Annotated in this window: 9 protein-coding genes and 2 tRNA genes; 6 read left to right on the top strand and 5 right to left on the bottom strand. The window is 42.3% G+C overall.

Features of this window, described 5'->3' with window-relative positions; translation table 11 throughout:
* Window positions 1-52: 52 nt before the first annotated feature.
* Window positions 53-709, top strand: a complete 657-nt coding sequence (locus CLV95_RS05965; RefSeq protein ID WP_002724114.1) for a glutathione S-transferase family protein — start codon at window positions 53-55, stop codon at window positions 707-709.
* A gap of 1 nt (window position 710) precedes the next feature.
* Here the strand turns inward: CLV95_RS05965 and CLV95_RS05970 are convergent, their stop codons facing one another.
* From CLV95_RS05970 to CLV95_RS05990, 5 genes are all read right to left on the bottom strand, one after another.
* Entirely contained in the window at window positions 711-2,843 is a 2,133-nt protein-coding gene (locus tag CLV95_RS05970; protein ID WP_017853526.1) for an ATP-binding protein, read from the bottom strand.
* Between the two features lie 183 nt (window positions 2,844-3,026).
* Window positions 3,027-3,761 carry a histidine phosphatase family protein gene (locus CLV95_RS05975; protein ID WP_002724070.1) on the bottom strand — a complete coding sequence of 245 codons (735 nt, stop codon included), beginning with the start codon at window positions 3,759-3,761 and terminating at the stop codon, window positions 3,027-3,029.
* A 6-nt stretch (window positions 3,762-3,767) separates the two neighbouring features.
* Window positions 3,768-4,163: a DUF6285 domain-containing protein gene (locus tag CLV95_RS05980; protein WP_002723941.1), complete on the bottom strand. Its 396-nt coding sequence runs from the start codon at window positions 4,161-4,163 to the stop codon at window positions 3,768-3,770.
* Window positions 4,153-5,193 carry a phosphotransferase family protein gene (locus CLV95_RS05985; RefSeq protein WP_002723962.1) on the bottom strand — a complete coding sequence of 347 codons (1,041 nt, stop codon included), beginning with the start codon at window positions 5,191-5,193 and terminating at the stop codon, window positions 4,153-4,155. Before CLV95_RS05985 ends, CLV95_RS05980 begins: the two co-directional genes overlap by 11 nt.
* A gap of 20 nt (window positions 5,194-5,213) precedes the next feature.
* Window positions 5,214-6,389 carry an acyl-CoA dehydrogenase family protein gene (locus CLV95_RS05990; protein WP_016561301.1) on the bottom strand — a complete coding sequence of 392 codons (1,176 nt, stop codon included), beginning with the start codon at window positions 6,387-6,389 and terminating at the stop codon, window positions 5,214-5,216.
* A gap of 754 nt (window positions 6,390-7,143) precedes the next feature.
* Between CLV95_RS05990 and CLV95_RS06005 the strand changes: the two genes are divergently transcribed.
* The 5 genes from CLV95_RS06005 (at window position 7,144) to CLV95_RS06025 (ending at window position 10,517) form a co-directional block, all read left to right on the top strand.
* Complete coding sequence (locus CLV95_RS06005; protein ID WP_002724079.1) at window positions 7,144-7,758, top strand: Crp/Fnr family transcriptional regulator; 615 nt, start codon at window positions 7,144-7,146, stop codon at window positions 7,756-7,758.
* Complete coding sequence (locus tag CLV95_RS06010; protein WP_002724007.1) at window positions 7,755-8,927, top strand: acyltransferase family protein; 1,173 nt, start codon at window positions 7,755-7,757, stop codon at window positions 8,925-8,927. Before CLV95_RS06005 ends, CLV95_RS06010 begins: the two co-directional genes overlap by 4 nt.
* 15 nt (window positions 8,928-8,942) lie before the next feature.
* Entirely contained in the window at window positions 8,943-10,283 is a 1,341-nt protein-coding gene (locus CLV95_RS06015) for a YncE family protein (protein ID WP_002734299.1), read from the top strand.
* Window positions 10,284-10,356: 73 nt separating this feature from the next.
* Window positions 10,357-10,430 (top strand) — tRNA-Ile (locus tag CLV95_RS06020).
* A gap of 14 nt (window positions 10,431-10,444) precedes the next feature.
* Window positions 10,445-10,517, top strand: a tRNA-Ala gene (locus CLV95_RS06025).
* Window positions 10,518-11,461: the final 944 nt, after the last annotated feature.

Below are 11,461 nucleotides of genomic sequence, written 5' to 3' on the forward strand. Positions count from 1 at the left end.
CAAACGTCTAATCTCCGAAATAAGTAATTTAAAAAATTTTAGGAGAAAACCTTTGATCGAGTTATATTCTGCTTCCACACCCAACGGAAGAAAAGTTTCCATCATGTTAGAAGAATTAGGAATTCCTTATACGATTCATCCGATTGATCTGGACAAACTGGAGCAAAAACAAGAGTGGTTTTTGAAAATTAATCCGAACGGTAGAATCCCTGCGATTATCGACACGGACAATGGAAACTTTGCCGTGTTCGAATCGGGAGCGATTCTGATCTATCTCGCGGAAAAAACCGGTAAATTTTTACCGAAAGATCCGAAGGAAAAAAGTATCGCACTACAATGGCTTATGTTTCAGATGGGCGGGGTCGGTCCAATGCAAGGACAAGCCGGAGTATTCTTAAAATACGCTCCCGAAAAGATTCCTTTCGCGATTTCCAGATATCAAAACGAAACAAAACGTCTGTATTCCGTTTTGGATAGAAGACTTGGTGAAAGTCAATTTTTAGCCGGGAAAGAATTATCGATCGCCGATATCGCAACCTGGCCTTGGGTCAACATACACGATTGGGTAGAAATTTCTCTGGATGAATTTCCGAATTTAAAACGTTGGAACGAAGAACTCGCAGAACGCCCGGCTTTCATCAAAGGAAAAAACATTCCGAACAAAACGAATCATAAAAATAACACGGAAGAGATAAAAAAGAAAGCTTAGATTATATTAAGAAAGTAGAATTTTCTAATTTTTCCGGAGACGGTTCGGCAACGGGAAGGATCACGAAAAAAGTGGTCCCCTGTTCCGAAGTTTCAAAAAAGATCTTTCCGTTGTGATCTTCTATGATTCTTCTACATATATCTAAACCTAGACCGGTTCCCGCGCCGGAAGGTTTTGTGGTGAAAAACGGTTCGAAGATGCGGTCTCGTATGGTATCTTCGATTCCATTTCCACTATCCTTGATCGCAATTTCCAAACCGGTCTGTACTCTCTTACAGGAGATTATCATTTTCCCCTTATAATGCATCGCATAAAGTGCATTCCCTATCAAATTAATCCATACCTGAGTCAATGATTCCGAATTTCCCCAAACGCAGGAAATTTCAGGCATATCACGAACGATCTCCACTTGAGTCTTGTATTTCGAATAATAAAGCGTAAATACGGTTTCCAATTGTTTACGTACATCCACAGGCCCCATCGTCGTTTCAGCAGGATCTTTATATGCATATTCCTTTAAGGCTTGTATTACAAGGGAGGCCTTTTCCGCCGCCTTCTCGATCGTAAAACTCGCCCGGGCAAGACCGGAAAGAGAAAGAGCATTCTGTACGATCATGATCAGTTTTTCTTTTTGAGGCAGATTCTTAAAATTCTCCGAAACATAATCGGGACTAATTCCCAAATCAGTGAGCATATCCGCGAGACGCATAACCTCGGAAAACCCGAAGTCGTTTAACAAAACTGCGATTTTTTTCCTTTTGACTCTTTCTTCTCTGGTATCGTAAAATTCCCTCAGCGCAATTCCTTTGGAAAAAAGTCTTTCCCAAATCGTTTTTTCCTCTTCCGTAAATCTCGAATAATTTCTTAGAAGACCTTCCCAAGAATTGGACAATATGGACCGAATCCCTTCGTTCGAAGAAACAATGGCGCCTAATGGTGTGTTGAGTTCGTGCGCAATTCCGGCGACCAACTGTCCGAGAACGGCCATCTTCTCGGAGCGAATCAGTTGTTTTTGTGTACTTTTTAAATTTTCGATCGCCCGAATCACTTGCTCATTTTTGGAAGTGAGATATTGATTTACGGTCCTCAACTCCTCCGTTCTTTTGGCGACGATCCCCTCAAGTCCTTCGTTGATCAAACGGATTTCCTGCTCCGCATTCGCCATTTCCTTCACGAGAAAGGTTTGTCTGGCGCTCGCAATCACAACCACGATCGTAGTTCCAGTCCACGCTATAATTCGAACTCCTTCGGGCAATCCGCTGAGAGTTCCCGCAAGTACGATCGTAATCGAACTCGCAACTACTTCAAACAACGGTAATAAACGAAGCGCCGCTTCGAACCTTCTTCCCCAAACTGGACAGTCGTTGAATTTTGGTTCCCAAGTCAAAGCTCCGTACCCCAAAATTAAAGCGGAAACGGAAAAACCCGCATTGAGCACGGTTCCATCCGGAGGAATCTGCACGATAAAAAACGCGTTCCATAACAACCAACAAAGTCCCGTTCCTCCCATACCGAGTATGAAAAAAAACCAGGACTTATCCGGCTGTAATCTTAAAAGAGGAATGAGTAAAACTCCTAGAGCCGCCGCGGTTAAAAAAGAAACTGGATGATTGATCAAAGGGAGAAGCTGAGAAATTCCAACCCCCTCCCTTTGAGGAAGATACAACGCAAGAGAAAAAGTGAGAATCGCAGTGATGAGTCCTAACCCGTCCAACACAGCCGTTCGGATCCTACTTCGATCACATTCAATAACTATAATGGAGTATCCAATGACAAAACAGGGAGCCACCCAGGGAAAAAGATAATCGCTCGGAGTAGGAATTATGTAATAATCAAGATAAACTTGAACCGCCCAAGAAAATTGTCCGAGCGCGTTTGCCGTAAGACCGAGCGCGAACCAAAGTCTAAAACGATGAATTCCGCTTTCGGCGGAAAAATAACCGAGCCAGGCGAGAGCCGCCGCACATAAATAGGAAACGGTCCAGTGAATATTGTCTATAAGCCTGTCTAGATGCCTTTCTTCGTAATAATAATTTCCGAAAAAAGACGCGATCACCAAAATCACACTGATCCAAAATACCAAGAACCCAAAATCGAAAGCCGAAAATCGCGAATGATTTTTTGAATTTGTCATCAAGCGTGCACAGACGACGACCAGTTTAAACGTTAGCCACCCATTTCGTCGACCTTTTTCTCGTTCTTAAAATTCTCAAAGCAGGTTCCTTTTTAAACACCTTTCCAAAATCTTGAAAGGAATCGATCCAATGCGGATCGTCAGAATTCATTCGTACACGATCGAACGTATTGTACGATTCGATTAGAGTAGAGTTCGATTTAAATTGTCGGGGAGATGAGGAACTCCATTGATCGATACCGGCAAATATTTTCCTCTTACCCGTCGAAACGTACTCAAAGAAGTATTCCAAATCCAGGGCATCCAAACGAAACAGTCTTCATCCTGGCGCAGAAAACGATTTAATACCAACGAGATCGGAGTTCCCGAGGTAAAAATGAAAGTCCTTTCCTGATTTCTCGAAGAAAACCAAATATTAGAAGAATGGAATATCCTATTCTCAAAACTTTCGTAAGTTTCGATTCCTTCCGGAGTTTCTTTTCCCTCTCTCCAAAATCTCAGAATTTCCTCCGTCAATTTCAAAAATAAGGCCGCAGACCTGATCCCTCCTTTAACTCGAACCTTACCGAATTGAGAAAGTGTCTTTGCAAATTCCGATCTTTTGGAAGAGAGCAATTCGGAATAAACGCTCCAGAGTTCCGTCGAAAATTCGTTCCAGCCCTCATCTCGATGGACGAAAGAGCCGCCTTTGTATTTTTTACGGTCGCCGACGACCGAAATCACACCTTGCATAAAAAATTCCGCGGTTTCTATATGCCTTCGAAGAGTTCCGGTTACGATCCGATCGGGACATTCTCCGTTTTGCGCCATAAATTTTCCAAGCGCAAAAGATTGATTCTTTCCGTGTTGTGTCAAGAGATCGTAGTTTTCACCCTGGGAATTTGCCTGGCCGTGGCGAACCAGATGAACGGCAGACATGAGCAACTAACGTTCCGTTATAAATCTCGGATTTATAACTTCGACTTTTTCTTTTACAGTTTCCTTGACGTGATTCCAATATCGGGAATTTTCCGAGGAAAGTTTTTCCCTGCGGATCTTATCCCGTAGTTCCACGTTCCAAACATGAGCCAGGTTTTTCTTTTTGTCCAGCGTGGGAGGGATTACTAAATTCTTATTAAGAAGCTCGACAAGACGGCCCAACTCCTTATCCAACAACTCTTCTCCCGAACGGATCTCCCGAGAGACAACCCCCAACATATTCCAACTTACTAATGTTTTATAGGAAAGAAGCTCCTTATCCTTAAATTGCGGCAGCACTTCCTTCATTAGAAAATCCTGAATCGCTTCGAGCAAGTCCGTAGACGTCGGTTTATCCTGCATTTTCTATAATCCTCATCGCTTCGTATTCCATCTCGCAAGCTCGTCTTCCTATCGCCGCGAGCTCTATTCCCTTATCTTTTCCGGAAAGATGCCGTTCCGCCTGACCAATACATCCGATCGCCCACCTGAGATTTCCCATCACTTCCCAATACGTGACCATTTCCGAATCAAGTTTAACGCCCGAAACCTTTTCATACTCCTCGTAGAATTCGCTACGATCCGCAAATCCTCCCGCTTCCTTATTCAACTTACCGAATCTCCAATCCCTCATACAAAGCCACGTGAGATCCTCATGACGATCTCCCCAATGAGCAAACTCCCAGTCTACGATTCCCTGCAATCCTTCCGGAGTTACCATAAAGTTTCCGGTCCTAAAATCCCCATGTATTAATACGACATCATCCGAAGGTTTCGCCTTCTTTTCCAACCAATTGAGAATCATCTCCATTGCAGGGTAGGCGTCTTTGATCCTTTCCAACTCCGATCGCAAAGAGCGAATCGACCCGTTTGCGACGGTCTTATCGCTCGAATCCTGTCCCATCCAAAGCGTTTTTCTCAACGCCTCATTTTTACAATCGGAAGGTTTGATAGAATGAAGCCTGGCAAGATTCCTCGCAAGATCGATAGCGAGCTGTTTTCTTACTTTATTAAGCGAAGGATCTTTGACGACATATCTTCCGATCGCTTTTCCGGAAATTTTTTGCATAAAGTAAAAAGGACTTCCGGTAATTCCGCGGTCCGTCTCCAACCAGAAAGGTTTCGGCGTATTGACTCCCGCATTATAAGCAAGGTCACAGACTCCGAACTCGTCCTCTCGACTCAAAGACGCAAGAAGCGCAGACTCCTTATCGGTTCTAAATACCGTATCGTAAGAACCCTTTTTCGGTCCGTCCAATACTTGAATTAACGCGGCAAAGTTTTCCTGACAGGCTCCCCCGCTGAGAGACACCATGGAATGTATCTCGGTTTTTCCCTTTAATCTTTCGGAAAGATATCTTTCCAGAACGTTCTTTAATTCCGTATCGTTCATGACATTCTCTAATTATAATATTAAAAATCGCTTTTTCCGCTGATCAGATTTCTTCCGATCACCATCTTATGGACTTCGGTCGGCCCGTCCGCAATCCTAGCCGCCCTTGCGTCTCTGTAGAACAATTCGAGTTTCATGTCTCTTCCATATCCGTGTGAACCGCAGATCTGAATCGCACGATCGACCGTTTTACAAAGAGTTTCGGAGACTTGCCATTTGGCCATCGATATGATCTGTCTTGCATCTTCTCCCGCTCTCAAAGTATGCGCGGCTTTCAAGGTAAGCATATAACCCGATTCAATTTCAAGTGCAGACTCCGCGAACATCCACTGAATTCCCTGATGATCCGCAAGTTTTTGTCCGAACACTTCCCGTTTGAGTGCGTATTCTCTTGCAATCTCCATGGATCTTCTTGCGAGTCCGATCCATCTCATACAATGTGTGAGTCTTGCGGGACCGAGACGTTCTTGAGACCATTTGAATCCTTCACCCACTCTTCCTAATATTGCGGACTCGGGAACCCGAACGTTTTCGAATTTTAATTCGCAATGTCCTCCCGGACCATGAGAACCCATCACTCCGATTTCTCTCACCATCGTATAACCGGGCGCATCCGTAGGTACAAGAAACATCGTGGTTCTTCGAAAAGAATCAGCCACCTTAGACATCACGATTAAAAAGCTCGCACCGTTTGTACCCGTACAATACCATTTGCGCCCATTGATTACGTATTCGTTTCCGTCTTTTATCGCATTGGTAGCAAGAGTTTGAGGATCAGCCCCTGCTCCCGGCGGAGGTTCCGTCATCGCAAAAGCGGAACGAATTTTCCCTTGAATCAGCGGATCATAGTATTTTTCTTTTTGCTCTTTATTTGCCGCAATATGAAGGAGATGCATATTCCCTTCGTCAGGCGCATCGCAGTTACAAAGATAAGGAGCGATCGGAGAACGCCCGAGCTCGGAAAATATGATCGCCGTTCCAACCATATCAAGTCCGAGGCCACCTTCGGATTTAGGAAGATGCGGAGTCCAAAGCCCTAGTTCTTTCACTCTTTTTCTGAGTTCTTCGGTAATTTTTTCAGGCATCCTACCATGATCGTAGTCATAATGAACTTCCGCCGGAATCGCGTAATTTTCCACGAAGTCTCGAATTCTTTTTTTAACTTCTTCGACTTGTTTAGGTATTGTAAAATCCATATTCTTTCCTTCCCCAGAAAGCTTGAGCTTTACGGGATATTTTTTTCTTCGAGTATTTTTTCGATCATCTCAGAGATCCAGTTTGTATTCCCGATACGATCCTCGTAAAAACTTTCTAAATAGAGAATCGACCTTATACTTTACGGAAGGAATCATCTTCTGATCGCTTTCCAGTCGATTCCTGAAAACTTCGAAGTGGAGCCCGCCGCATTTTCATCCAAAAGCAAAACGAATCCTTACGAACCACCTTTCCGATTTTACAAGGCGCGTAGATCGTCGACTTCCCTTCCTCAGAACTTTGTAATTTTCCTAAACCAATCAGTTGACTTCCAAGAGCAAAAGACCCCTTCCATCGAGAAAAGGGAAAGTACGCCGGAATCAGTAGGAGAAATATAAAAAACAATCCCAAACAAACTCGGAATGAAAAAACTGTAAGAACCCGGTCCATTTACCATTTTTTAAGACCTCGAAAAATTATTTTAGATACGATGTGAGTCAACAGCAATTTCCGAAGCCGGTTTGAGTATAAAATTTCTACGCTCCTTTTGTTCCCCCAAAAAAGTAAGAACTCCTTGTAAACTTAGAATTCTATACATCGCCTTAGAATTTGGTCTTCGGATTTTAGTTGATTCCGATTTCCAAACTCTTGAAGCTGGTGTAGACTTTTTAAGTGATCTTCAATTCCTAAAAACAACCAAAATCTTTGGAAAATTATAATTCAGGTCCGTTAAGAATTATGGAAATAACAGAATCTATGACCCATAAGCTGGGTGTCGAGTTCAAGGAATCCGATATTATCTTTGAGGAAAATCAAGAAGCGGAAGTGATGTACCTGATCGCCAAAGGAAAAGTAGGAATTCATAAAAAAGTAAAAGAAGCCTATAAACTCCTCGTAGAATTAAAAGAGGGGGATATGTTCGGCGAAATGGCTCTAATCGATAAGACGCCTCGAAGTGCGAGAGCCGTTGCAAGGACGGACGTTTTGCTCATAGCAATCAATAAGGATGCATTTTTCAATCTGATACGAACAAATCCCGGATTTTCCATGAAGATCGTTAAAATTCTCACCTCAAGACTGAGAGAAACGAATAAGACGATCGCTACTCTTTTGAAAGCGGATAAAAAGAATTTAGTGACCTCCGCTTTGATTAATTTCTCGCAAGCAAACGGACAACAGGATGGAAGTAATTATCGAATTCCTCTGAATCATTTCATCAAATGGGCAATCCTTAGAGTCGGATTGGAACACCAAGACTTAGTAAGCTCCATCAGACTATTAGTAAAAGATAAAATGGTGGAACAAATAAAAGAAGATCCTTCGACCCTGATTATTCGAGACTCTCTTTTCAAATATACGGTGGACACTTGAACCCTCAACCGATCCTATCAAAAACCAGAAAAAGACTTTTTTATTTAGACAATCTCCGTTCTTTTGCTCTTTTAATCGGTCTCGTATTTCATGTCGCGATCGTTTATGCCGCCGAGATAAAATATCCTCTCCGAAACGAACAAAAATCGGAGTTCTTCGACGTATTCGGAGAATGGGTACACGTTTTTAGAATGCCTCTTTTTTTCTTCCTTTCCGGGTATTTCACGGAAGCGATTTTTCGCGCCAAAACTCTGAACGAATTCTTGAGGATGAGAATTTTCAGGATTTTTATTCCGACTGTGGCAGGAATTTTACTTTTTGCACCAATGCAATCCTATATCTCCCTTTTACAAGCGGGAGAGAAAATTTCCTATTTCGATTTCTACTTTAGAATATTCTTAAACGGAAGGATTCGCCCCTCCCATCTCTGGTTCCTTTACTTTTTAATCTTATTTACGATCCTGCATCTTTTTACCCGAAGGATCACTCTTTTATTGACGACGTTTTTAAGAAAGGAACCGGATCAACAAGGTTTCGCTCAGGAATGGAAAACGATCACAGTTTTTACTTTCATCAGCTTTGCCGGAACTTGTATGATCAATTTTTACTTTATGAAAGACGAATCCTGGTTTGCGATCGAACCGGTAAACTTCATCTATAACTACACGTTCTTTTTTTGTGGAAGTCTTCTGATTTCGAACGAAATTCTCCTTTTGGAACCTAGGTCGGATCGTTTTTGGATTTGGGCCCCGCTTGCTTTTTTTACTTTCTGGGGTTTTTACGAGATCAGCAGAATCGATCCGTTCTGGTCTTACTTCGGTTATACGGGAGATTGGAGAAGAATCCTTCATATTCTTTCTAAATGCGCCGCCGGTTGGCTGATGATCCGCCTTTTGATCGGGCTCTTTCAGAAATTTTTCGATTTTAAAAATAACGGAACCGAATATATGAGGACCGCGAGTCTTCCGATCTATCTAGTGCATCACCCAGTCTCACTTTTAACGGGTTACTTCGTGGTTCATACTTCCTTAGGGCTTGCCGAGAAATTTCTCCTGCACCTACTTTTTGTGTTCGGAATCACATTTGCAATTTATCATTTTCTAATACGTCCTTTTCACTGGGTCAACTTGATTCTCGGAAATCAAACATACACGAAAAAGAATTTATAACTTCAGGAGCGCTTTTTGAACTCGAATTCCGAAAAAAAATTCTTCAAACCGAACGGAATACTTTTGATTCCGATCTTCCTATTTCTCATCTGCTGTGGGAGCGGAAATTCCTCCTTAATTTCTTCTCCCTCCGACGGAGAAAAAAGAACCGTTAAATTCAGTGTACATCCTTACAAAGGAACCGTGATTCAATCGCGAGAAGAGACAATTCCTTTCAAAATTCTAGAAACCGATAAAAACATCGCCCTCGTAGAAATGGAAGTGCCCCTTTACAAAGACGGTATCGAGTTGAAACTTTCTTCTCCGGGTTTCCAAAGTTCCTTCTTCCGTGCAAAAAACGCGGAGGAGCTAAACGAGAAGTTAATCGCACTCGATAAAGAAGGCATAACGCATCGTTTTATCACAAGATTCAAAACCGGAATACAACCCAAAAGTGTCCGTTTTATCGATAACACGAGACTTGCAATTCCCCTTTTGAAAGACGAAGGGATGGACGTTTTGGATATAAAAACCGGTGAAACAATCCGACTTTCTCCTCCCGAAAAATACAAAAAGAAATTGGGTTTTGTGGAAACGATCGCGATTCCTAAACACAACGAACTTTGGGTTAGTCAGATGCAGGCGAATGCAGTTCACGTCTTCGATCTCAAAACTCTCGTTTATAAAACGAGCATTGACCTTACGGGAAAGTGGTCCAAAATTCTTCTTTATGATCCGATCCGAGATTTAGTCTATTGTTCGAATTGGATCAGCGAAGACATTTCCGTCATCGATAGAAAAACGAAAATGGAAATTCGAAAGACCGACAAGATCGGTTTACCTCGAGGTCTTCTTCTCTCCAAAGACGGTAAAGAATTATACATCGCTCAATTTTCAGCAAGCAATCAGGAATCCGGAGGTGGTAGGCTCGGAATCTATTCCATGGAAAAAGAAAAGCTGATTGATACGATCGGCCCTCCCGGCAACAAACGCCATATCGTTCCGGGCAACACGGAAAATAAAATATACGTCTCGGACATGTGTTGTAGTAAGATCGAAGTCTACGATTTAAAAGAAAAAAAAGTTCAGAAGACGATCCCAGTATTCGATAAACCGAATACGATTGCCCTTTCTCCTGACGGTAAATATCTCTACGTTTCTTGCAGAGGCCCGAACAATCCCACCGAAGGATATCTCAAAAAAGGATTGGTTCTCGGAAGAGTGTACGTTATCGATACGACAACCGACACGGTAAAAGAATTTTGGGAAGCGGGAAACCAACCTACAGGTCTCGATATTTCACCCGACAACCGACACTTAGTAATCTCGGATTTTTTAGATCATCAGATTCGAGTCTACCGCAGAGACGGTTTTTAATTCCGGAGCCGAAAACGTTTTTTAACAAAAAACTGTTGCATTTGGAAATTCAGCCAAAAACATGTCTCTTACCGGGCCTGTAGCTCAGCTGGTTAGAGCACACGCTTGATAAGCGTGGGGTCATGTGTTCAAATCACATCAGGCCCATCCGGTATTGACAAGGGGCTTTAGCTCAGCTGGGAGAGCATCTGATTTGCATTCAGAAGGTCGTCGGTTCGATCCCGACAAGCTCCATATCAAATCCCTACTACTTAGATTTGATAGCGATTTCCTTTTTTAAAAAACAAATCCGAGCGACACTTTCGATTTCTCAATTATATTCCATTTTTTGAATCTATCTATCGAAAAGTAGAAATAGAAAAGTTGCTTCAATCGGAATCGACTCGTATTTGGCCCTACAAAGGCCCGAACCGAAATCTTAAAAGAAAAATCCATTACGACCGTTCGTGACAAAACGAATTCAAAAGTTCTAATGGTCAATCACCCGAAATAGAATATCTGCAAGAATCGGAAATCGTTCCTTTGAGTTAGAAACTTACCTGAAAATTTCGATTTGTTTCACAGACGGGCGGGTAAACCGCGGATTATGAGATTCATATTATTCTTGATAATCTTTCAACCCACAAAGCGCAACGAGTAAAAGAACGGACGCTCGACACAAGAACTGATACTTTCATTTCACGCCGACTTACGGCTCGTGGATCAATCAAGTCGAGGTCTTTTTTCGATCATTTCCAGGCAGTGTATATGTAGAGGAGTATTTCATTCTGTTCGCGATTTTGTAACACAGATCAAAGTCTTTATTAAGAACTTGTCCCAAAACCTTGGAATCGTAAGAACTCCGACAAGAGTGCACGAACAATAAAATCTGTTCGAAAGCCCGTAAATTATCAAAGAGCCATGATCCGTGGGAACTCCTACATTTTCGCTTTATTACGAGCTTTGGGAGCCGATTTCTTTTCTCAGGTTTTGAGACAAGTTCTAAATCATACACAAAACCGCGAAACCGTTCCGATGGACTTATTACAATCCGAACCAGCGTTTTACACTATCAATTTTTCGCGAGGAGCACTAGTAAAGAGCCATAACCTTACCCACAAATACTTGGATCTGAAGATAAATCTGTCGGAATTACTACAAATCCTCTGTGAAACTTACGCCCCACCCTGATTTTGGGT

It is taken from the genome of Leptospira borgpetersenii serovar Javanica (assembly GCF_003046425.1).
GTDB classification, from domain to species: Bacteria; Spirochaetota; Leptospiria; order Leptospirales; family Leptospiraceae; genus Leptospira; species Leptospira borgpetersenii.

Excerpts from the sequence above, each read along its gene's own strand:
- CLV95_RS05970 (WP_017853526.1), bottom strand. The coding sequence starts at position 2,843 with ATGACAAATTCAAAAAATCATTCGCGATTTTCGGCTTTCGATTTTGGG.
- CLV95_RS05975 (WP_002724070.1), bottom strand. The coding sequence starts at position 3,761 with ATGTCTGCCGTTCATCTGGTTCGCCACGGCCAGGCAAATTCCCAGGGT.
- CLV95_RS05980 (WP_002723941.1), bottom strand. The coding sequence starts at position 4,163 with ATGCAGGATAAACCGACGTCTACGGACTTGCTCGAAGCGATTCAGGAT.
- CLV95_RS05985 (WP_002723962.1), bottom strand. The coding sequence starts at position 5,193 with ATGAACGATACGGAATTAAAGAACGTTCTGGAAAGATATCTTTCCGAA.
- CLV95_RS05990 (WP_016561301.1), bottom strand. The coding sequence starts at position 6,389 with ATGGATTTTACAATACCTAAACAAGTCGAAGAAGTTAAAAAAAGAATT.
- CLV95_RS06005 (WP_002724079.1), top strand. The coding sequence starts at position 7,144 with ATGACCCATAAGCTGGGTGTCGAGTTCAAGGAATCCGATATTATCTTT.